The organism is Streptococcus sp. HMSC068F04 (assembly GCF_001837455.1).
GTDB classification, from domain to species: domain Bacteria; phylum Bacillota; class Bacilli; order Lactobacillales; family Streptococcaceae; genus Streptococcus; species Streptococcus salivarius_D.
Genome location: NZ_KV832502.1, coordinates 63781 through 84926 on the forward strand (window position 1 = coordinate 63781; position 21146 = coordinate 84926).

A 21146-nucleotide genomic window follows, 5' to 3' on the forward strand; every position below is an offset into this window, starting at 1 on the left:
AACTTTCATTATCAAGTGCAAAATAAAAAAGCCTTTCGGCTCTCTTATCTTATTTGGCATAGTCAACCGCACGGAATTCACGAATGACTGTAACCTTAATATTTCCTGGGTAATCCAAATTCTTCTCAATTTGTTCACGTACCTTGTGAGACAAGATCGTAACTTCATCATCTGAGATTTTGTTTGGATGAACCATAATACGAATCTCACGACCAGCTTGAAGGGCGAAGCTTGTTTGAACACCGTCAAAGCTTGATGCAATTTCTTCCAAATCTCGGAGGCGTTTGACGTAATTCTCAACAGATTCATTACGAGCCCCTGGACGAGCCGAACTCAAAGCATCTGCTGCAGCTACAATAACTGCAATGACACTCTCAGGTTCTACATCGCCATGGTGGCTGGCAATAGCGTTAACCACAACTGGATGTTCTTTGTACTTACGTGCAAACTCAGCACCAATCTCTACGTGGCTACCTTCGACTTCTTTGTCAATGGCTTTCCCCATATCGTGAAGGAAACCAGCACGACGAGCGAGGGCAACATTCTCACCCAATTCACCAGCCATGATACCTGCTAGTTTACCAACTTCAACTGAGTGACGAAGTACGTTTTGACCATACGACGTACGGAACTGCAAGCGTCCCATAATCTTGATCAAGTCAGGGTGAAGATTCATAGCGCCAATTTCGTAGGCTGCTTCCTCACCATACTCACGGATACGGTTATCCATTTCCTGACGGCTCTTCTCAACCAACTCTTCAATACGAGCTGGATGGATGCGTCCATCCTTAATCAAGGCTTCGAGAGTCATACGTGCAATTTCACGACGAACGGGATCGAAACCAGAAAGGACAACTACTTCTGGAGTATCGTCAATAATAACGTCAATACCTGTTAGACTTTCAAGCGTACGGATGTTACGCCCCTCACGTCCAATGATACGACCTTTCATATTGTCATCTGGAAGGTGAACAGTAGTTACTGTTTGTTCAGTAACATAATCTCCAGCCAAGCGTTGCATAGCTTGCGCCAACACGTTTTTGGCCTTCTTATCAACAGTATCTTTAACCTGTGCTTCTGCATCTTTGATACGTGTTGCAATCTCATGAGTCAGATTATTCTCAGTCTCCGTTAAGATTACCTCACGCGCTTCTGCAATGGTCATCTGACCAACACGTTCAAGTTCAGCTTGCTTCTCAGCCTCCAACTGAGTCACATTCTCTTCACGCTCATTAAGATGTTTAGATTTGTCAGCAAGACTCTGCTCTTTCTTCTCGAGGGCAAGTTCTTTACTTGATAGATTTTCATCCTTACGATCAAGGCTAGTGGCACGTTCTGTTAAACGATTTTCCATTTGTTTAAGCTCTTGACGCTCAGATTTGAATTCTTTTTCAATATCTTCTCGATATTTTCTAGCTTCCTCTTTTGCTTCTAACAAGAACTCTTTACGTTGAGCCTTACTTTCGCGTTCAGCAGTCACACGCAGATGATCTGCATCATGTTCCGCCTGGCTACGAAGGTTCACAGCGTCTTGTTCTGCCTTTAGCAAGGTAGTTTCTGCTTGTTCCTTAGCTTTGCTAAGTTTAATAGAAATTGCTAAATATCCAACGACTAAACCAATGAGTGCAAAGACAACTAAAATTATCATGTTTATCATGTCTTTACCTCAACTTTTCTAAGGTTTCCCTAAAGAAAACCGTCTTCTAGTGTATCATAATTATAGCGAATTCTCAAATAAATACTAGAACTTTAAACTGATTTTGTGGTATCATAACTCTATTAGAATAGGGAGGTATTACCATGCCAAAAGACGTTACTGTTGAAAGTTTTGAACTTGATCATACCATTGTAAAAGCACCGTATGTGCGCCTTATTTCAGAGGAAGTTGGACCTAAAGGAGATATCATCACAAACTTTGATATCCGTTTGATTCAACCTAATGAAAATAGTATTGACACAGGTGGTCTTCACACTATCGAACACCTACTCGCTAAATTGATCCGTCAACGTATCGATGGACTTATTGATTGCTCACCATTTGGTTGCCGTACAGGCTTCCATATGATTATGTGGGGTAAACAAGATCCAACAGAAATTGCTAAAGTTATCAAATCTAGTCTTGAAGCTATTGCTAACGAGATTACATGGGAAGATGTTCCAGGAACTACCATTGAATCATGTGGTAACTACAAGGATCACAGTCTTCATTCAGCTAAGGAATGGGCTAAACTTATCCTTGAACAAGGTATCTCAGACCAAGCCTTCGAACGCCATACCGTTTAAAAAACATTGGGATATATCCCAATGTTTTTTTAGTATTTTCTAAAACGTTGATAACGCGCTTCAAGCAAGTTCTCTGTTGATAATTGGCTTAATTCTGCCAACTCATCTACGATTGCTGTCTTAATTGCTTCTATAATTTCACTTGTAAAGTAACCACGTTCTGGGATCACCTTATCAACGATTCCCATATTAAGCAACTCGCCTGATGTAATCTTCATCAACTCTGCTGCCTCTTCTGAACGTGAGCCATCTTTCCAGAGAATAGTCGCAAATCCTTCTGGACTCAAGATAGAGTAGATGGTATTTTCAAGCATCCAAACCTTATCGGCTACTGCCAAGGCAAGAGCTCCTCCCGAACCACCTTCACCAATGATGATGGCAATAATTGGCACCTTAAGATCACTCATTTCCATAAGGTTACGCGCAATTGCCTCGCCTTGGCCACGTTCCTCTGCCCCAACACCAGGATAAGCACCTGCAGTATTGATAAAGGTAACGACTGGACGACCAAACTTTTCAGCCTGTTTCATGAGGCGAAGAGCCTTACGATAGCCCTCTGGATGAGGTTGCCCAAAGTTACGGTTAAGATTATCTTGTAGGTTTCTACCTTTTTGGATACCCACTACAGTAACCGCTTGGCCATTTAAACGACCAATACCACCAATAATGGCACCATCGTCACGGAAATTACGGTCGCCATGAAGTTCGATAAAATCATCGAAGATTCCTTGGGCAAAGTCCAAAGCAGTTAAACGGCCTTGGTCACGCGCTTCTTTTAAAATACGTGCTACGTCGCTCATTGAACACCTCCATGGAATGATAAGAGTGTGGCAATGGTATCAGCCAACTCTGTACGTTTAACAATGGCATCAACAAAACCATGTTCTTGAAGGAACTCAGCCTTTTGGAAATCATCTGGCAAAGTTTCGCGAACTGTGTTTTCAATGACACGACGACCTGCGAAACCAATCAAGGTTTGTGGCTCAGCCAAGATAATGTCACCTTCCATAGCGAAACTTGCTGTAACCCCACCAGTGGTTGGATCTGTCAAGACAGTCAGATACAACAAGCCAGCATTAGAATGACGTTTTACGGCTGCTGAAATCTTAGCCATTTGCATCAAACTCATAATACCTTCTTGCATACGAGCACCACCAGATGCTGTAAAAATAACAACTGGAAGTTTTTCTTCAATCGCATGTTCAAAGAGCTGGGTGATTTTTTCACCAACAACAGTTCCCATTGAAGCCATGATAAAGTTAGAATCCATAATAGCCAAGGCTGTTCTTTGTCCCTTGATAGTTGCAACGCCAGTTACAACAGCTTCATCAAGACCTGTTTTTTCCTTAGTCGCTGCTAATTTCTCCATATAACCTGGGAAATTCAATGGATTTTCAGTTTTAATACCTGTAAAAAGTTCTTGGAATGATCCCTCATCAACCGTTAAATCGAGACGTTCTTTAGCGGAAATACGGAAGGTATAAGAACAATTTGGACAGATTTTAGCTTGTCCCAAGTCCTTTTGATAAATAGCTTGTTTACAACCAGGACATTTGGCAAAAAGTTCATCTGGAACTTCTGGCACTTGGTGATCAATCCCATTACGTACAGAACGGTTAGGATTGATACGGATATACTTTTCTTTTCGATCAAATAATCCCATAAACTTTATTCCTCACGATTCTGATAATCTGGTAGGAAAGTCTCCATCAAGAAGGAAGTATCATAATCCCCAGCGATAACGCTACGATCTGAAATCAAATCCAACTGGAAGTCAGCATTAGTCACAACACCATCGATTTCGAGCTCGTAAAGGGCACGTTGCATCTTCATGAGTGCCTCAAATCGATTCTCTCCATGAACAATGATTTTGGCAATCATTGAATCATAGTAAGGTGGAATAGTATAGCCAGGATAAACTGCACTGTCTACACGAAGACCAACACCACCACTAGGTAGGTAGAGATTGCTAATTTTCCCTGGACTAGGTGCAAAGTTGAACTTAGGATTTTCTGCATTGATACGACACTCAATAGCATGTCCCTTGATTTCAATATCATCTTGGGTCACAGAGAGTTTTTCACCTGCGGCAATACGGATTTGTTCTTTAACAATATCCACACCACTTACAAATTCTGTAACTGGGTGCTCAACCTGAACACGGGTATTCATTTCCATGAAATAGAACTGACCTGTTTTTTCATCAAGAAGAAACTCAATAGTACCCGCATTTTCATAATTAACAGCCTTAGCAGCACGGACGGCCGCTGAACCAATTTCGTGACGAAGAGTCTTACCAATAGCAACTGAAGGTGATTCTTCCAAGACCTTTTGGTTATTACGTTGAAGAGAGCAATCACGCTCACCTAGGTGAACAATGTTACCGTAGCTATCTCCCAAAATTTGAACCTCGATATGACGAGCTGGGTAAATAACTTTTTCAATATACATCGCCCCATTACCAAAGGCTGCTTTAGCTTCTTGTGACGCAGATTCGAAAGCGGGAGCTAACTCTTCTTCAGTGTTAACCTTACGAATCCCCTTACCGCCACCACCAGCAGAAGCCTTAAGCATCACTGGGTAACCAAGACGGTTGGCAACTTCCAAAGCCTCCTCAGCTGTAAAGACTTCACCATCTGAACCAGGAATTACAGGGACATTAGCCTTAATCATTTCAGCACGGGCATTGATTTTGTCACCCATCTTGTCCATGACTTCGCCTGAAGGACCAATAAACTTGATGTTCATTTCTTCACAGAGAGTGGCAAATTTAGAGTTTTCACTCAAGAAACCAAACCCTGGGTGAATAGCTTGAGCCTCAGTCACAATAGCAGCTGATAGGACACGATTCATATTCAAATAAGAATCCGTTGATTTTGCAGGCCCAATACAAATAGCTTCATCCGCGAGCATAGTATGGAGAGAATCCTTATCCGCTTCAGAATAAATAGCAACCGTTTGGATACCCAATTCACGCGCTGCACGGATAATACGCACTGCAATTTCACCACGATTGGCAATCAATAATTTTTTAAACATAAAACAAGATAACATCAGACATTTTTCGATAGTCTGTGTTGATTTCCTTTCTATGTGATAGACCAATGTCTAAAGAAAAATCCTTTCCGACTGTCGCCAGAAGGATTTTCACAAAACATTAGCTTCCAATAGCAAAAGTCAAAGTACCTGATGCAGCAAGTTTTCCATCGACTTCAGCCTTAGCTTCGACAACAGCAATTGTTCCACGACGTTTAACAAACTTAGCTGTCATAACAAGTTGATCCCCAGGAACTACTTGTTTCTTAAATTTAACCTTATCCATACCTGCATAAAAGACTAATTTGCCCTTATTTTCAGGTTTAGACAATTCAAGAACACCAGCTGTTTGCGCAAGAGCTTCCATGATAAGAACGCCAGGCATAACTGGGTATTGAGGAAAATGTCCATTAAAGAAAGGTTCATTGATCGTTACATTTTTAATTGCTGTGATTTCGTCTTCTGAAACTTCTAGCACACGGTCAACCAAAAGCATTGGATAACGGTGTGGTAAAGCTTCACGAATAGCGTTAATATCAATTGTCATTTGATGCGTACCAATCCTTTTCCGTAGTCAACAACTTCTTCATTCGCTACCAAGATTTCAGTAATAACACCATCTTTAGGTGCCGGTACCTCATTCATAACCTTCATCGCTTCAACGATAAGAAGAGTTTGACCTTTCTTAACAGTGTCACCAACAGAAACAAAGGCTGGTTTTTCAGGTGATGGAGACAAGTAAGCCACACCGACAAGTGGACTTTCAACCACTTCTCCTTCAGCAGCTTGAGCTGGTGCAGAAGCTTCTTCAACTGGTGTTGCTGGAGTTTCAACAGCAGCAGGTGCTGCTACTGAAGCAACCGGAGCCTGAGGAGCTGGCGCAACTACTTCAACTGTAGGAGCTACTGGGGCAGCTGTTACTGAACTTGTTTGATTTTTGCTCAAGTTCAATTCTTCACCATTGTTTTTGTATGAAAATTCACGCAAAGTTGATGCATCAAATTGAGCCAACAAATCTTTGATTTCAGAAATATTCATGAATTAAGCCTCCCAACGTTTAAAGGCAAGAACAGCATTGTGTCCACCAAAACCGAAAGTATTTGAAATTGCGTACTCAATATCAGCTTCTTGACCTTCACCATAAACAACATTAGCTTCGATGTAGTCAGACAATTCTTTTGTACCAGCAGTTTTCGGTACATAGCTATGACGAATAGCTTCGATTGTTGCAATAGCCTCAACCGCACCAGCAGCACCTAGCAAGTGACCTGTAAATGATTTAGTAGATGAAACTGGAACATCTTTACCAAGTACAGAAACAATGGCACCACTTTCACCTTTTTCATTGGCAGGTGTTGATGTCCCGTGAGCATTAACATAATCAACATCTTCAGGTTTGATACCAGCTTCATTGATAGCCAATTTAATTGCTTTAGCAGCACCAGAACCGTCTGGAGTTGGTGTTGTCATGTGGTAGGCATCACAGTTTGATCCGTAACCAACAATCTCAGCCAAGATGTTAGCACCACGTTTTTGAGCATGTTCCAAGCTTTCGATAACGAGAACCCCTGCACCTTCACCCATAACAAAACCATTACGGTCTTTATCAAATGGAATTGATGAACGCTCTGGATCCTCTGTTGTTGAAAGTGCTGTAAGAGCATTAAAACCACCGATACCAATCTTAGTGATTGAAGCTTCAGCACCACCAGCCAAGACAACATCATGCAAACCGAATTTAATTTCACGGAAGGCCTCACCGATTGCATCATTGGCAGACGCACAAGCAGTCGTCACTGATTTACACACCCCTTGAGCACCAATTTTAAGAGCAATGTTACCAGCACCCATGTTTGAGAGTGCTTTAGGGATAAACATTGGTTTGATACGTTTCATACCACGTTCGTGCATACGGATGATTTGATCTTCAAGTTCTTGGAGACCACCGATACCAGATGACACGATAACACCTACACGATCACGATCTTCTTCTTCCATGTTAAGTCCTGAATTTTCAAGAGCTTCCATAGCAGCATAAATCGCATAAAGTGAGTAAGTGTCCATACGGTTAGTATCTTTTTTCACAAAGTATTTATCGAACGGGAAATCTTGGATTTCACCAGCGTTAAAGACAGGAATTTCAGAAGCATCGAACTTAGTAATTGGTTTAATACCGATTTTACCGTCATGAAGACTGTTCCAAAATTCTTCTGGTGTATTACCGATTGGTGAGGTTACGCCGTAACCTGTAACAACAACACGATTTGTAGACATATATATTCTCCTTTTGTCGGATGGATATTCTTATAAATGATTTTTTGATATTGAAAATCAATTATTGCATGGTCATACCACCATCAATAGCGATGGTTTGACCTGTGAGATATTCTTGACTAGCCAAGAATGCTGCAACTTCAGCCACTTCTTCTGCTTGACCAATACGTTTCATTGGTACTTGAGCAATCATAGCATCTTTCATTTTCTCTGGAATAGCGTCAGTCATATCTGATTCAATGAAACCAGGAGCGATAGCATTGACACGGACACCACGGGCTGCAACTTCACGCGCTACTGATTTAGTGAAGCCAATCAAACCAGCTTTTGAAGCCGCATAGTTAGCTTGACCAATATTCCCCATGAGACCTACAACAGATGACATATTGATGATGGCACCTTGACGCGCCTTAGACATTGGTTTCAAGACAGCTTGTGTCATATTGAAGGCACCAGTCAAGTTGATTTTCAAGACACGTTCAAAATCTTCTTCAGTCATCTTCAACATCAACTTATCGTTAGTGATACCAGCATTATTAACTAGCACGTCAACACTACCAAGCTTTTCAATAGCTTCAGCAACCATACGTTTAGCATCTTCGCCATTAGAAATATCACCTGAGATACCAACAACAGTTACACCATAATCTGCAAACTGTGCAAGCAAGTCCTCAGAAATCTCAGAACGTCCATTTAGGACAACGTTGGCACCAAGACTAGCAAATTTGTGTGCCACAGCTAATCCAATTCCACGTGTTGAACCTGTTACAAAAACATTTTTATTCTTAAGTTCCATGTTTACCTCGTTTTAAGCATTAAGAAGGGCATCAAGACTAGCTTGATCTTCAACATTTTGAGTTGGTAGGGTTTTATCAATTTTCTTCAAGAAACCTGACAAGACTTTTCCTGGACCAATCTCAATCACTTCATCTACACCAAATTCTTGGATAGTGGCAATCGAATCATAAAAACGTACAGGTTCCATCACCTGACGAGCCAAAAGTGCTTTGACGTCTTCTGACTTCATGAGTTGAGCCTCAGTATTACCTACTAAAGGAAGCGTAAAGTCATTGAATGACACTTTCTCAAGTTCTGCTACCAATTTTTGACTAGCTGATTCAAGTAAAGCTGTATGGAATGGTCCTGAAACATTAAGAGGAATCAGACGTTTAGCACCAGCTTCTTTAAGCAATTCCACAGCATAATCAACAGCCTCAACTTCACCACCAATAACAATTTGTGCTGGAGTATTATAGTTAGCAGGCGTTACTACACCCTTCTCAGATGCTTTTTGACAGATTTCTTCAATCAAACTTGGATCTGTATTCATGACTGCAACCATTTTCCCACTTCCAGCAGGAGCAGCTGTTTCCATGAATTCTCCACGTTTAGCAACCAAGGCTACCGCATCCTCAAATGAGAGTGCTCCAGCCGCAACTAGGGCAGAATATTCACCCAAAGAGAGACCGGCAACAATATCAGGAGTGATACCATTTTCTGCCAAAAGGCGATAAATGGCTACTGACGTTGTCAAAATAGCTGGTTGAGTATAGCGTGTCTGATTAAGTTTTTCTTCGTTAGAATCAATCAATTCACGCAAATCATAACCTAGAATACGACTAGCCGTATCAAATGTCTCTTTGACAACGGGATAAGTCGCATACAAATCGCTCGCCATGCCCAATTTCTGAGCCCCTTGACCAGCAAATAAGAACGCACGTTTTGTCACTATCCTAATCCTTTCGACGTTTTTAGACGTTTACATCTGCCCAACGAGCAGCTTCTTCTTTAATCACCTTGGCAGCACCTGTGTAAAGGTCTTCCAAGATTTCTGCACATGTTTCTTCTTTACGAACAAGACCTGCAATTTGTCCAGCCATAACTGAACCATACTCCACATCTCCATCAACAACAGCGTTACGAAGGGCACCCGCACCAAGCTCTTCAATTTCCTCTTGAGTCTTCTTACCAGCCAAGAAATCTTTTTCAGCTTGGTTATATTCTGTAGCCAATTTATTCTTAATCGCACGAACTGGGTGTCCAACAACTGAGGCTGAAATAACAGTATCAATATCTTTAGCCTTCAAAATCTTATCTTTGAAGTTTTGGTGTGCATTAGATTCCTTAGCAACAGCGAAACGCGTACCAACCTGAACAGCTTCTGCTCCAAGCATAAGAACAGCAGCCATACCACGTCCATCAGCAACACCACCAGCACCAATAACTGGGATAGATACCGCATCAGCAACTTGGCGAACAAGTGCCATAGTTGTCAATTTACCGATGTGACCACCAGCTTCCATACCTTCTGCGACAACAGCATCCGCTCCAAGTTTTTCCATACGTTTAGCAAGTGCTACCGATGGAATAACTGGGATTACTGTAATTCCAGCTTCGTGGAAACGCTCCATATATTTACTTGGGTTTCCGGCACCTGTTGTAACAACCTTAACGCCTTCTTCAATAACGAGGTCGACGATGTCATCTGCAAATGGTGACAAAAGCATGATATTAACACCGAATGGTTTGTCAGTGATTTGTTTTACTCTATCAATATTAGCTTTTACCACTTCTTTAGGGGCATTACCACCACCAATAATTCCGAGTCCACCAGCATTTGAAACGGCTCCAGCCAAGTCGCCATCAGCAACCCAGGCCATACCACCTTGGAAGATTGGATATTTAATTCCTAACAGTTCTGTAATACGAGATTTCATTTTTCACCTTTTTTCGATTTTCTAATCAAATAAATAGTTTAATAATCAAAGTAATTGTATAAACAAAGGAGAATATCCCCAATAAGAATATTCTCTATGTCCTGCTTATTTAGTTTTTTCTTCTACGTAAGCAACAAGGTCACCAACAGTGTTAAGACCTTCTTCAGTTTCGATTTGGATATCGAATTCATCTTCGATTTCTGAGATAACTTGGAACACGTCAAGTGAGTCAGCGTCAAGTTCGTCAAAAGTAGTTTCTACTTTTACTTCTTCTGCATCTTTCCCAAGTTCTTCAACGATGATTTCTTGTACTTTTTCAAATACTGCCATTTTAATTTCTCCTTTAAGATAAATATATTCTTATAATCTATGCTGGTGCATAATTTATATAACTAGATTTTAACAATAAGACTGCCCCATGTCAAACCCCCACCAAAACCTGATAAAAGAATTGTTTGACCGCTGTCTAATTTTAAGGTCCCATTTGCCACGTATTCAGAAAGCAAAATCGGGATACTTGCCGCACTGGTATTACCGTAAGACATCATGTTTGCCAAGAATTTATCACGACTAACATTGATTTTCTTAGCCATAATATCCAAAATACGAATATTAGCTTGATGAAGAAGGAAGTAATCAGGTTCACCTTTTTCTTCAACCAAAGCCTTAATGCTCTTTGAAACTGTCTTAACGGCAAAATCAAAGATTGCTTTCCCATCCATTTGCATATAGGGATTAGGCTGACCAGACTCATCTGAATAAGGCGAGATAACTGCAGAGGCTCCTGACTCAAGACCACCCTTGCTACCATCGGTATTTAAAGATTCTCCGAAGAAATGTTCTTCTTCAGTTTCTTCCAAAAGGACTCCGCCAGCACCATCTCCAAAGAGGACAGCTGTTGTACGGTCAGACCAGTCTAAAGTTTTAGAAAGGACTTCAGCACCAATAACTAAACCTTTTTTGTAGACACCTGACTTAATCAATTTTTCTGCTGTTGCCAGAGCAAAGACGAAACCACTACATGCTGCAGTAATATCAAAAGCAAAAGCATTGACTGCACCAATTACTCCTTGAACTCGAGCCGCTACTGACGGCATAGAGCTATCCGGAGAAATCGTTGCAACTAAAACAAAGTCTAGCTCCTCAGGCGATAATCCTGATTTTTCTAATAGCTGATGGGCAACATTGGTAGCTAAATCACTCGTGTTCTCATTCAATGAGATGCGACGTTCCTGAATACCTGTGCGTGAGCGAATCCACTCGTCGCTAGTATCCATGATTTTTGATAGGTCATCATTAGTCACGACCTGAGCAGGTGCATAATGGGCAACCTGACTAATTTTTGCAAATGCCATTATTTCAACTCCTCAAGAAAGGCGTGGAGATTTTCCAATCCCTTGCTCATAACCTTCAATTCCTCGTCGTTAAAGCCTTCCGTAATCCTCATCACCATTGATTTATGAAAACGACGGTGAAGACGATATACCAAACGACCCTTTTTAGAAAGCGATAAATGGACCACACGACGGTCAACTGATGAACGCGTACGGACAATATAACCTTTCTTTTCAAGTTTATTGAGAGAAGTTGTTACAGTACCAAGAGTTAGCATGAGTTCTTTAGCTACTGCACTTGGTGTCGTATCTGGATGTGTACCGATCACATCAATGGTATGCATTTCCTTGAGGGAAACATCGTTAAATTTTGAATTCTTTAAACTTGCTTCTTCGATAATAACTACGTTATTAAAAATATCAACAAGATAGCCATCAATTTTGTCGTAATTCACACCAGACTCCTTTCAATAAAAACTTTGACTTTCAAATTATATCAGACTCAAACTAAATACGCAAGCCCGATTAAAAAACTTTAGTTTTTCTTTTAGAAAAGGTGGTTATTTCCCTTGGAATTTAGGTCGACGACGCTCACTATAAGCACGTACCCCTTCTTTGAAGTCCTCAGTGAAGGCAAGAGATTTTTGCAAATCAAGTTCCAACTTAGCGTAATTTTCCCATCCTGCAAATTCAGATTCCCAAACCATTTCTTTAATGGCTTTAAAGGAATTCACTGAAGAGCGGTTCAGTTTTTTAATCAATTGACCCACAGTTTTTTCAAGTTTTTCTGACTCAACAACTTTGTAGGCAATTCCCCAGTTCAAAGCTTTTTCAGCTGATACTGGCTCTCCTGTCATGGTAATTTGAGTCGCACGGTTAATACCGATTGAACGTGTCAAAAGGTAGAGACCTCCAGCGTCAGGTGCCAAACCAACACCTACAAAAGCTTGGATAAATTTAGCTTTATCAGATGCAATCGTAAAGTCAGCAGCAACAGCTAAGTTAGCTGCAGCACCTGCACATGGTCCATCAACTACCATGATGACTGGCTTAGGCAATTTTTTAAGAGCAAAAGAAATTTCATTTACCTGCTCAGCAATACGAACCAAAGACTGTACATCATCTACAGCAACCGCTTTTTGCATTTGATCAAGGTCACCACCAACAGAAAAGACTTTCCCATTAGCATTGATTACCAAGAATTTTACTGACGCATCTTGTTTAGCTTCCTCAATTGCAGCCATAATCTCATCACAAACTGGAATATTAAACCCATTTTGCACTTCTGGACGATTAAGTGTTAAAGTTGCTACTCCATCTTCAACACTATAAAGAATTGTTTCGTAAGCCATTTTTTGCATTCCTCCGATAACTAGTTCCTATATGAAAACCGTATGTTCTTTATATTTTTATCACAATTTTATTTGATGAATAGATAATTTGATTATCAAATCATTCATCGTTATTTTCTAGTATACCATAGTCAATCTAAAGGTCAACAGAAACTTAGAGTTTTTTAATTTGATACATCAAAACACCGAGTTCTACAACTCGGTGTCTCTTCTATTTTAATAAATCTAAAACATCTATAAGGTTATCCAACAAGCCTTTGGCTGCACCTTGATCCATGCCAAAACGATTATCTTTAATGGCCCAAACCTCAACACCTGCAGCGACTCCAGCAGCAATCCCCTTTTCGCTATCTTCGATAATCAAAGCCTGATTTGCTTCCACGTTCAAATGCTTCAATGCTGTCAGATAAATCTCTGGATTGGGTTTACTCTCTTTAAATTCTTCTCCTGAAAGAACCACATCAAAGAAACCATCCAAATGGTTTTCCTCCAAAGCTCTAAGGATATCTGCCTTCACTGAGCTAGAAGCCAAACCTATTTTCAGCCCTCGAGATTTCACTTCATTCAAGACTTTCAAAACATCAGGAAAGATTAATTCTTTGTAGGGTAAGGGGTTGTCTTGTTTATAGGCATTATACTCTTCTTGTAAAGTTGGCACATCCCAGTTATCATAGTCATCTCTGAGAATATTTTCCCAAACTTGCTTAGTATTTCCACCTATAAAGAAAGATGGGGGTAAATGGTCTATTGAAATTCCCTTTTGAGCTAAGAAATTTGCACGTCGATCATAATAATATTTTTCAGTGTCAAAAAGGACACCATCCATATCAAAAATAATTGCCTCTACCACGGGACATCCTCCTTTTCTTCCCTTATTGTACCATAATCAGACTAAATCTTACTCGCTTTTAAAAACAATGTGACAAATTGTCAGAATTTTGCTATAATTGTAGAGTAATTTAAAATTTTTGGAGTAACTATGAAAGTCATCAAATTCGGTGGAAGCTCACTTGCTTCAGCCACACAATTAGAAAAAGTCTTAAACATTGTAAAATCTGACCCTGAACGTCGCTTTGTCGTTGTCTCTGCCCCAGGTAAACGTAACGATGAAGATACCAAAGTCACAGACGCCTTGATTAAATACTATAAACACTACACAAAGGGGGTTGATGTCAAAGCTGACCAAGAATGGATTATTAACCGCTACCAAGCTATGGTCGATGAGCTAGGCTTCAAATCAACAGAAATGACGAAGATTGCTAAATCTATCAACGATCTTGCCACTCTTCCGATTGAAGACAATGATTTCCTTTATGATACTTTCCTAGCTGCAGGGGAAGATAATAACGCAAAATTAATCGCTGAATATTTCCGTAATAACGGTATTGAAGCACGTTACGTTCACCCTCGCCAAGCTGGTATTTTTGTCTCAAGCGAACCTGGGAATGCTCGTATCCTTCCAGGAGCTTATGACAAGTTGGAGGAGCTTCGTGAATCAGATGAGGTTCTTGTTATCCCTGGTTTCTTTGGTGTTACCCCTGATAATCAAATTTGTACTTTCTCACGTGGTGGCTCTGATATCACAGGTTCTATCGTTGCAGCTGGAGTTAAGGCAGACTTATATGAAAACTTCACAGATGTAGATGGTATTTTCGCAGCCCATCCTGGTGTCGTTCATGAACCACATTCTATTCCTGAGTTAACTTATAAAGAAATGCGTGAGTTGGCTTATGCTGGATTCTCAGTTCTTCATGATGAGGCTCTACTGCCTGCCTATCGTGGTAAAATTCCATTGGTTATTAAAAATACTAATAATCCAGACCATCCTGGCACACGTATTATTCTTGAACATAAGGGTGCAACAGTTCCTGTCGTGGGTATCGCAAGTGATGATAAATTCGTCAGCATCAACATGACCAAATACCTCATGAACCGTGAAGTTGGTTTCGGACGTAAAGTCCTCCAAATCTTGGAAGATTTAAACATCCGTTGGGAACACATGCCTTCTGGAATCGATGATCTTTCAATCATTATTCGAGAACGTGAACTTACCCCAATCAAAGAACAAGAAATCCTTTCATACTTAACTCGTGAACTCGGTGTTGATGAAGTTGAAATTGAACATGGCCTTTCAATCCTCATGATTGTTGGTGAAAATATGAAAGACCACATCGGTGTTACAGCGACAGCAGCTAAAGCGCTCTCTGAAAAACATATTAACCTAGAAATGATTTCTCAAGGTTCTAGTGAGGTTTCTGTTATGTTCGTAATTGAAACTGAGCAAGAAAAAGCAGCCGTCAGAGCTCTTTACGATGCCTTTTTCCGTAGTGACAACTAATCTAAAAACCTATCTCCTCAAAGGGATAGGTTTTTTCTTTATGAGAAAAACTGAGCTAGCTCTCATGATATCTACTCCAATAGCCAATTCATTGATCAATTATGCACAGCTATTGCAAACCAAAAAACACTAACTTTCGTTAGTGCTTTTTTTACAAGATGTTTTCGTAAGTTTCACGAACGGCATCTGGCCAAACTGAAGTTTGAACCTCACCAATATGTTTCTTACGAAGCAAGAACATAGCCATACGTGATTGACCAATACCTCCACCAATTGTTAGTGGGAAAAGACCATGTAACAAGGCTTGGTGCCAATCCAATTTCAAACGATCTTGGTCGCCAGTAATTTCAACCTGACGTTTAAGGGCATCTTCATCAACACGAATACCCATTGATGACAATTCAAAGGCATGTCCTAATTGTTCATTCCAAACCAAGATATCTCCATTCAAACCATGGTAACCATTCTCAGACTCAGTTGTCCAATCATCATAGTCAGGTGCACGACCATCATGTGGTTTTCCATCAGGAAGAACACCACCAATACCAATCAAGAATACAGCACCATATTCCTTGGTAATAGCATCTTCACGCTCTTTTGGTGTCAAATCAGGGTACTTCTCAACAAGCTCTTCTGAATGGATGAAGGTAATTTTCTTAGGTAAAATTGCTTCAATATCGTAACGGGCTTCAACTGCTAGCTCAGTCAAACGAATGACCTTATAAATGGTTTCAACAGTTTCTTTCAAATAAGCGATATTACGATGTCCGTCAGGAATAACTTTTTCCCAGTCCCATTGGTCAACGTAAACAGAGTGCGTTGCATCCAATGAATCTTCATCTGGACGAAGAGCCTTCATATTAACCACGAGCCCTTCACCTTCATTGAAACCAAAACGAGCCAAAGTATGGCGTTTCCATTTTGCTAATGAGTGAACAACTTCGTATGTTGCGTCAGGAATCTGAAGCACATTAACAGTTACAGGATTCTCAATACCGCTCAAATTATCCTGCATACCATCCCCGACCTTACTCAAAATAGGCCCTTGCACTTCAACGACGTCAAGTTTATCAATCAAATACTGTGTAAAAGTATTCTTCACAAAAGAAATTTCCTCTTGTTGATGAATGAAGCTCTTTTTCATACGCTCCTCCTTTAAAAAATCGATAAACCTATTATACTCCTATTTTTCAGAAAAATAAAGAAATTTTCCAACAATTTTGAAAATTTCTTGTTTTTTATGTTAGGTTTTATCACATTTTCTTAGTTAGCTTCACAACTGCTTCTGTTCGAGCCGTATGAGGAAACATATCTACTGACTGGATATAATTAACATCATAAACTTTAGCCAAAGAAACTAGGTCTCTAGCCAAAGTAGATACATTACATGAAACATATACCATTTTTTCAGGAGTGTAGTCCAGTATCGTTTTAAGTAGCTTATCATCTAAACCAGTTCTAGGTGGATCCACAATAAGAGCATCTGCTCGATAACCTTCCTTGTACCAACGTGGAATGATATCTTCTGCTTTACCCACCTCATAGTGAGCATTTTCCAGTCCAAGTGATTTGGCATTCTTCATAGCATCCTCAATAGCCTCAGGAATAATATCCATACCTCGAATACTCTTTACCTTATTTGCAAAAGCAAGTCCAATAGTACCAACCCCACAGTAAGCATCAATAAGATGTTCAGCCTTATCCACATCTAAAGCTTCAATGGCCTGACCATAGAGTACCTCTGTTTGTTGAGGATTCAACTGGTAAAATGCACGAGGAGAGAGAGCAAAGTTATAGTCCAGCACCTCTTCTTGAATAGTGTCTTGTCCCCAAAGAATTTCCGTCTCTTGACCATAAATCTCACTGGATTTCGAATAATTATAATTGACAGCAATTGTTACGATTTCTGGAAAACTTTCCGTCAATTCCTTAACTAATTTTGTGAAAGAAACTGATTTAGAGGTTACAAAAATTAACTGGACCTGATTTGAACCCAAAGCACGTCGTATCATAACAGTACGAATTCCAGCAATTTTGCGCTCATTATAAATTGGTAACTTGTATTTATCTAACAAATTTGTCACCTTATTCATAATGGCTTGAGTTAGCTCATCCTGAACTAGGCAATCATCAATATTAATGAGGCGATGACTCCCTTCCGCAAATAAGCCAGATTTAACTGAGCCACCAAAAGAACGGGTTTGAAATTGTAGTTTAGCTCGGTAATGTTGTGGTTGCTCCATCCCTATTGTTGGACGAATGTCGTATGACTCAAAATTAGCCGGTTTAAACTTCTTCAAGGCTTGTCCTAACAAGTCAGTTTTAAACTCTAATTGCTTATCATAACGAAGATGCATTAACTGGCAACCACCACAGTCTTCATAAATACTACATGCAGGTTCGACACGAAACTTAGAAGGTTTATTGATCTTTAATAATTTTGCCTGAACAAAGTTTCTCTTAACAGAAACAACTTGACAGAACACCTCTTCACCCTTCAAAGCCCCTGGTACAAAAACTAGAGTTTTCTTATAAAATCCAATGCCTTCGCCATTGATTCCCATGCGTTTTATCTTAAGCGGGATACGCTGTTTCACTTGTAAATTCATACTACCATTCTAACATTTTGATATAATAATAACTATGAAAATCACAAAAATCGAGAAGAAAAAGAGACTTTATCTCCTTGAGATAGACAAAAAAGAGAGCCTCTACGTTACAGAAGATACCATCGTTAAATACATGTTGACTAAAGAAATGATACTGGACAAAAATCAACTAGAGGATATTAAATCCTTTGCTCAGTTCTCGCATGGTAAAAACTTAGCTCTCTATTTTATTTCATTTAAACAACGTAGTGAGAAAGAAGTAAAAGATTACCTTTTTAAACATGAAATAAACCCTCATATAATTCCCAAAATTATTGATAATCTAAAAAAAGATCATTGGATTGATGATTACAAACTCCTAGAGAGTCTAGCTCAACAAAATCTGAATTCAGGCGATAAAGGGGCCTATGTGCTGAAGCAAAAATGGCTTCAAAAAGGTTGTAACAAACAAATCATTGACGATGTTTTAAGCCAATTTGATTTCTCAGAAATAGCCATTAAAGTAGCTTCAAAACTGTTACGAAAATATCAGGGAAAACTACCATCTAAAGCTCTAAAAGATAAATTAACTCAAAGCCTTATCAATAAAGGTTTTTCATTCCAAGAAAGTAAACTAGCAATCGATCATCTAGAACTTGAAGCAGATGAAGAAAATGAGCAAGCTCTACTTTATAAAGAAATTGATAAGCAATATCAAAAATTTAGTAAAAAATACGACGGTTATGAGCTTAAGCAACGCTTGACACAATCTTTAGCCCGAAAAGGTTATGACTTTGATGCGATAGCATCCGCTCTAAGAGAATATTTATAGGTATTCCCCCTCTTTTCAAAAAATTATGATACAATAAAGAGGATAACCCTTATTGTAGAAAGAGGACGCCATGAAATTACCAAAAGAAGGCGACTTTATCACAATTCAAAGTTATAAGCATGATGGTAGTTTGCACCGTACTTGGCGCGATACTATGGTACTAAAGACAACTGAGAATGCTGTTATTGGCGTTAACGACCACACCCTCGTTACTGAAGCAGACGGAAGACGATGGGTAACACGTGAACCTGCTATTGTTTATTTCCACAAAAAATACTGGTTTAATATTATAGCCATGATTAGGGATAACGGCATTTCCTACTACTGCAATTTAGCTAGTCCATATATTTTGGACCAGGAAGCACTAAAATATATTGACTATGACCTAGATGTCAAAGTCTTCGCTGATGGTGAAAAAAAATTGCTAGATGTAGATGAGTATGAAACACATAAAAAAGAAATGCATTACTCTCCTGATATTGACTATATCTTAAAGGAACATGTTAAAATCTTGGTAGATTGGATTAACAATGGTAAGGGGCCATTTTCACAATCTTATGTTAACATCTGGTACAAACGTTATCTTGAACTAAGGAATCGTTAAAGTTGTCATAAAAAAGACTAGTAATAATACTAGTCTTTTTTTGCACTAAAAACTAATGCTTCGGAATCTAAATCCATATTCAAAAGATAACGCCCTTCTTCAACTTGAACAAGATACCCTAATAATTCTAAAGCATCAACAAAAATATTCCTCCTTTTTTGAAGTGCATATTCCTTCCTAACGTATTTTAAAAGAAAAGTCGTAACATGTTTCAAAAAATATTCAGGATTAACATCCCCTAATATGTCATATAATCTATTCTGCTCTTCCGATAATGGTAGATTTTCACTTAATTTATAGAAATAATTTGAAATCGTAAGATCGTCTCTCGTTATACTCGTTTGTTCAACAATAACAACTTCATTAGTAGAATTACTTATCTCAGTAACAAATCTACGATTTAATAGTTCAAAATAACAAGTAGAATCATCATCAATAAAAAAATGCTGTTCTAAATCAATTTTAGAAGAATCTGACACAAGACTAATTAATAAACGATAACGTTTCTCGAATCGTTCAATATAGCCTGCTTTTACAAACTCCTCAATTAATTTATCGATATTCTTTTGAAAAGGAAACTGCCTTTTTATTGCTCTCAGGGTCACAGGCTGATTAAGATATAGATAATTCACTATTTTCATAAAAAAAGGTTGCTTACATAGTTTAGTTGGGTTAAATTGTATTATCATAAAGACTATTATACCATTAATCAGAGTACTAAAAAAAGGCCTACTGGCCTAATTTTACGCATTAAAGCTTTCAGTCAACTGAGGAACTACCTGTTTCTTACGAGAAACAGCTCCTTCAAGGAAAGCATGATTATTATCTAAAACAAAATTGAAAGCAGCTTCAACCTTATCAGTATTTGAACCAAGTGCAAGAATTTCTGAATTAGAATTAAGAATATCAGTAATCATTAAGACAAAGTCAGAGTAACCATTGTTTTTAATTGAGTTATTAATAGCTTCTTCAATTTCCGCTTGACGAGAAAGAACATCAGAAATATCAACTGTATTAACTTGTGCAACACGAACTTGATTACCATTCAATTCAAATGTCTTTGCATCAATGTCAATGAGTTCTTCAGCAGATTTTGAAGAAAGATTAGTACCAGCTTTAAGCATAGCAAGACCATATTCTTCAAGATTAACACCAGCAATTTCTGCAAGTTCAGCTGCAACTGCAGGATCTGAAGCATGTGTAGTTGGAGATTTAAGAAGAAGAGTATCTGAAATCAAACCTGAAATAAGCAAACCAGCTACTTCCTTAGGAACCTCAACATTGTTTTCTTTAAACATACGATAAACAATTGAAGATGCAGATCCAACAGGTTCTAATCGCATCATTAATGGATTAGCAGTTTCAAAGTTAGCTACACGGTGATGGTCGACTACCTCAATAACTTCAACGTCCTTAATATCTGAAATAGATTGTTGAAACTCATTATGGTCTGTAAGAATAACTTGATTAACACCCTCAGACTGAGCTGATTCAACCACTCGTGGTGCTTCAACACCAAAATAATCAAGAACAAAAGCAGTTTCCTCGTTAGGAGTACCCAAAGCAACAGCTTCAGCATCAACACCAAGTTGACGTTTCAAATAAGCGTATCCATAAGAAGACCCGATTGCATCAGAATCAGGGTTTTGATGACCAAAAACAAAAACTTTAGACATAGATTCACCTCAAAATAGTATTATAAGCTATTATAACATATAAAAAAAAGAAACAAAATAAAAAGAGTAACCTAAGTTACTCAAAATATAGTCCGTACGGGATTCGAACCCG

Annotated in this window: 23 protein-coding genes; 4 read left to right on the forward strand and 19 right to left on the reverse strand. The window is 39.0% G+C overall.

The window, feature by feature from the left end; translation table 11 throughout:
- Positions 1-49: 49 nt before the first annotated feature.
- Positions 50-1657: a ribonuclease Y gene (locus HMPREF2571_RS06335; RefSeq protein ID WP_002885478.1), complete on the reverse strand. Its 1608-nt coding sequence runs from the start codon at positions 1655-1657 to the stop codon at positions 50-52.
- A gap of 143 nt (positions 1658-1800) precedes the next feature.
- Between HMPREF2571_RS06335 and HMPREF2571_RS06340 the strand changes: the two genes are divergently transcribed.
- On the forward strand, positions 1801-2283 hold the full coding sequence (locus HMPREF2571_RS06340) for an S-ribosylhomocysteine lyase (RefSeq protein WP_002885585.1): 483 nt from the start codon (positions 1801-1803) through the stop codon (positions 2281-2283).
- A gap of 29 nt (positions 2284-2312) precedes the next feature.
- Here HMPREF2571_RS06340 and HMPREF2571_RS06345 read toward each other — a convergent pair whose 3' ends face one another.
- The 14 genes from HMPREF2571_RS06345 to HMPREF2571_RS06410 form a co-directional block, all read right to left on the reverse strand.
- Complete coding sequence (locus HMPREF2571_RS06345; protein ID WP_013990105.1) at positions 2313-3083, reverse strand: acetyl-CoA carboxylase carboxyl transferase subunit alpha; 771 nt, start codon at positions 3081-3083, stop codon at positions 2313-2315.
- Positions 3080-3946 (reverse strand): acetyl-CoA carboxylase, carboxyltransferase subunit beta, encoded by an 867-nt coding sequence (gene accD, locus HMPREF2571_RS06350; RefSeq protein ID WP_013990104.1) that lies wholly within the window; start codon positions 3944-3946, stop codon positions 3080-3082. The genes HMPREF2571_RS06345 and accD overlap by 4 nt, the downstream gene beginning before the upstream one ends.
- A 5-nt stretch (positions 3947-3951) precedes the next feature.
- The gene (locus HMPREF2571_RS06355) at positions 3952-5322 is read right to left on the reverse strand and encodes an acetyl-CoA carboxylase biotin carboxylase subunit (RefSeq protein WP_002885488.1); all 1371 of its coding nucleotides are present in this window, start codon (positions 5320-5322) and stop codon (positions 3952-3954) included.
- Positions 5323-5440: 118 nt separating this feature from the next.
- Positions 5441-5866 (reverse strand): 3-hydroxyacyl-ACP dehydratase FabZ, encoded by a 426-nt coding sequence (fabZ, locus tag HMPREF2571_RS06360; protein WP_002885470.1) that lies wholly within the window; start codon positions 5864-5866, stop codon positions 5441-5443.
- On the reverse strand, positions 5863-6357 hold the full coding sequence (gene accB / locus HMPREF2571_RS06365) for an acetyl-CoA carboxylase biotin carboxyl carrier protein (protein ID WP_070847452.1): 495 nt from the start codon (positions 6355-6357) through the stop codon (positions 5863-5865). Before accB ends, fabZ begins: the two co-directional genes overlap by 4 nt.
- A 3-nt stretch (positions 6358-6360) precedes the next feature.
- Positions 6361-7593 (reverse strand): beta-ketoacyl-ACP synthase II, encoded by a 1233-nt coding sequence (gene fabF / locus HMPREF2571_RS06370; RefSeq protein ID WP_002885574.1) that lies wholly within the window; start codon positions 7591-7593, stop codon positions 6361-6363.
- 61 nt (positions 7594-7654) lie between these two features.
- The gene (gene fabG, locus HMPREF2571_RS06375; RefSeq protein WP_002885572.1) at positions 7655-8389 is read right to left on the reverse strand and encodes a 3-oxoacyl-[acyl-carrier-protein] reductase; all 735 of its coding nucleotides are present in this window, start codon (positions 8387-8389) and stop codon (positions 7655-7657) included.
- 12 nt (positions 8390-8401) lie between these two features.
- On the reverse strand, positions 8402-9322 hold the full coding sequence (gene fabD, locus HMPREF2571_RS06380; protein WP_070847454.1) for an ACP S-malonyltransferase: 921 nt from the start codon (positions 9320-9322) through the stop codon (positions 8402-8404).
- A gap of 22 nt (positions 9323-9344) precedes the next feature.
- Positions 9345-10310: an enoyl-[acyl-carrier-protein] reductase FabK gene (fabK, locus tag HMPREF2571_RS06385; RefSeq protein ID WP_070847456.1), complete on the reverse strand. Its 966-nt coding sequence runs from the start codon at positions 10308-10310 to the stop codon at positions 9345-9347.
- A 105-nt stretch (positions 10311-10415) separates the two neighbouring features.
- A complete protein-coding gene (locus HMPREF2571_RS06390; protein ID WP_002885495.1) occupies positions 10416-10640 on the reverse strand; it encodes an acyl carrier protein in 225 nt (74 codons plus the stop codon).
- Between the two features lie 62 nt (positions 10641-10702).
- Entirely contained in the window at positions 10703-11665 is a 963-nt protein-coding gene (locus HMPREF2571_RS06395; protein WP_070847458.1) for a beta-ketoacyl-ACP synthase III, read from the reverse strand.
- Positions 11665-12099: a fatty acid biosynthesis transcriptional regulator FabT gene (locus HMPREF2571_RS06400; protein ID WP_002885562.1), complete on the reverse strand. Its 435-nt coding sequence runs from the start codon at positions 12097-12099 to the stop codon at positions 11665-11667. The genes HMPREF2571_RS06395 and HMPREF2571_RS06400 overlap by 1 nt, the downstream gene beginning before the upstream one ends.
- Before the next feature lie 105 nt (positions 12100-12204).
- Positions 12205-12996, reverse strand: a complete 792-nt coding sequence (locus tag HMPREF2571_RS06405; protein WP_070847459.1) for an enoyl-CoA hydratase — start codon at positions 12994-12996, stop codon at positions 12205-12207.
- A 211-nt stretch (positions 12997-13207) separates the two neighbouring features.
- Positions 13208-13846 (reverse strand): HAD family hydrolase, encoded by a 639-nt coding sequence (locus HMPREF2571_RS06410; protein ID WP_037601829.1) that lies wholly within the window; start codon positions 13844-13846, stop codon positions 13208-13210.
- 129 nt (positions 13847-13975) lie between these two features.
- Here HMPREF2571_RS06410 and HMPREF2571_RS06415 point away from each other — a divergent pair, with 129 nt between their 5' ends.
- Positions 13976-15334, forward strand: a complete 1359-nt coding sequence (locus HMPREF2571_RS06415; RefSeq protein ID WP_045772151.1) for an aspartate kinase — start codon at positions 13976-13978, stop codon at positions 15332-15334.
- A gap of 151 nt (positions 15335-15485) precedes the next feature.
- Here HMPREF2571_RS06415 and asnA read toward each other — a convergent pair whose 3' ends face one another.
- Both asnA and rlmD read right to left on the reverse strand, forming a co-directional pair.
- Complete coding sequence (asnA, locus tag HMPREF2571_RS06420; protein WP_013990097.1) at positions 15486-16478, reverse strand: aspartate--ammonia ligase; 993 nt, start codon at positions 16476-16478, stop codon at positions 15486-15488.
- Between the two features lie 109 nt (positions 16479-16587).
- On the reverse strand, positions 16588-17943 hold the full coding sequence (gene rlmD / locus HMPREF2571_RS06425) for a 23S rRNA (uracil(1939)-C(5))-methyltransferase RlmD (RefSeq protein ID WP_070847461.1): 1356 nt from the start codon (positions 17941-17943) through the stop codon (positions 16588-16590).
- A gap of 34 nt (positions 17944-17977) precedes the next feature.
- Here rlmD and recX point away from each other — a divergent pair, with 34 nt between their 5' ends.
- Positions 17978-18754: a recombination regulator RecX gene (recX, locus tag HMPREF2571_RS06430; protein WP_070847463.1), complete on the forward strand. Its 777-nt coding sequence runs from the start codon at positions 17978-17980 to the stop codon at positions 18752-18754.
- Between the two features lie 70 nt (positions 18755-18824).
- Entirely contained in the window at positions 18825-19358 is a 534-nt protein-coding gene (locus HMPREF2571_RS06435) for a nucleoside tri-diphosphate phosphatase (protein ID WP_002886644.1), read from the forward strand.
- A 29-nt stretch (positions 19359-19387) separates the two neighbouring features.
- On the opposite strand, the gene HMPREF2571_RS06440 is transcribed toward HMPREF2571_RS06435, so the two are convergent.
- Both HMPREF2571_RS06440 and HMPREF2571_RS06445 read right to left on the reverse strand, forming a co-directional pair.
- Positions 19388-20047: a DUF1803 domain-containing protein gene (locus HMPREF2571_RS06440; protein ID WP_002886642.1), complete on the reverse strand. Its 660-nt coding sequence runs from the start codon at positions 20045-20047 to the stop codon at positions 19388-19390.
- A gap of 54 nt (positions 20048-20101) precedes the next feature.
- Entirely contained in the window at positions 20102-21034 is a 933-nt protein-coding gene (locus HMPREF2571_RS06445; protein ID WP_013990092.1) for a manganese-dependent inorganic pyrophosphatase, read from the reverse strand.
- Positions 21035-21146 lie beyond the last annotated feature (112 nt).

Coding starts and splice junctions, on each gene's coding strand:
- HMPREF2571_RS06335 (WP_002885478.1), bottom strand. CDS start 1,657: ATGATAAACATGATAATTTTAGTTGTCTTTGCACTCATTGGTTTAGTC.
- HMPREF2571_RS06340 (WP_002885585.1), top strand. CDS start 1,801: ATGCCAAAAGACGTTACTGTTGAAAGTTTTGAACTTGATCATACCATT.
- HMPREF2571_RS06345 (WP_013990105.1), bottom strand. CDS start 3,083: ATGAGCGACGTAGCACGTATTTTAAAAGAAGCGCGTGACCAAGGCCGT.
- accD (WP_013990104.1), bottom strand. CDS start 3,946: ATGGGATTATTTGATCGAAAAGAAAAGTATATCCGTATCAATCCTAAC.
- HMPREF2571_RS06355 (WP_002885488.1), bottom strand. CDS start 5,322: ATGTTTAAAAAATTATTGATTGCCAATCGTGGTGAAATTGCAGTGCGT.
- fabZ (WP_002885470.1), bottom strand. CDS start 5,866: ATGACAATTGATATTAACGCTATTCGTGAAGCTTTACCACACCGTTAT.
- accB (WP_070847452.1), bottom strand. CDS start 6,357: ATGAATATTTCTGAAATCAAAGATTTGTTGGCTCAATTTGATGCATCA.
- fabF (WP_002885574.1), bottom strand. CDS start 7,593: ATGTCTACAAATCGTGTTGTTGTTACAGGTTACGGCGTAACCTCACCA.
- fabG (WP_002885572.1), bottom strand. CDS start 8,389: ATGGAACTTAAGAATAAAAATGTTTTTGTAACAGGTTCAACACGTGGA.
- fabK (WP_070847456.1), bottom strand. CDS start 10,310: ATGAAATCTCGTATTACAGAACTGTTAGGAATTAAATATCCAATCTTC.
- HMPREF2571_RS06390 (WP_002885495.1), bottom strand. CDS start 10,640: ATGGCAGTATTTGAAAAAGTACAAGAAATCATCGTTGAAGAACTTGGG.
- HMPREF2571_RS06395 (WP_070847458.1), bottom strand. CDS start 11,665: ATGGCATTTGCAAAAATTAGTCAGGTTGCCCATTATGCACCTGCTCAG.
- HMPREF2571_RS06405 (WP_070847459.1), bottom strand. CDS start 12,996: ATGGCTTACGAAACAATTCTTTATAGTGTTGAAGATGGAGTAGCAACT.
- HMPREF2571_RS06415 (WP_045772151.1), top strand. CDS start 13,976: ATGAAAGTCATCAAATTCGGTGGAAGCTCACTTGCTTCAGCCACACAA.
- asnA (WP_013990097.1), bottom strand. CDS start 16,478: ATGAAAAAGAGCTTCATTCATCAACAAGAGGAAATTTCTTTTGTGAAG.
- rlmD (WP_070847461.1), bottom strand. CDS start 17,943: ATGAATTTACAAGTGAAACAGCGTATCCCGCTTAAGATAAAACGCATG.
- recX (WP_070847463.1), top strand. CDS start 17,978: ATGAAAATCACAAAAATCGAGAAGAAAAAGAGACTTTATCTCCTTGAG.
- HMPREF2571_RS06435 (WP_002886644.1), top strand. CDS start 18,825: ATGAAATTACCAAAAGAAGGCGACTTTATCACAATTCAAAGTTATAAG.
- HMPREF2571_RS06440 (WP_002886642.1), bottom strand. CDS start 20,047: ATGATAATACAATTTAACCCAACTAAACTATGTAAGCAACCTTTTTTT.
- HMPREF2571_RS06445 (WP_013990092.1), bottom strand. CDS start 21,034: ATGTCTAAAGTTTTTGTTTTTGGTCATCAAAACCCTGATTCTGATGCA.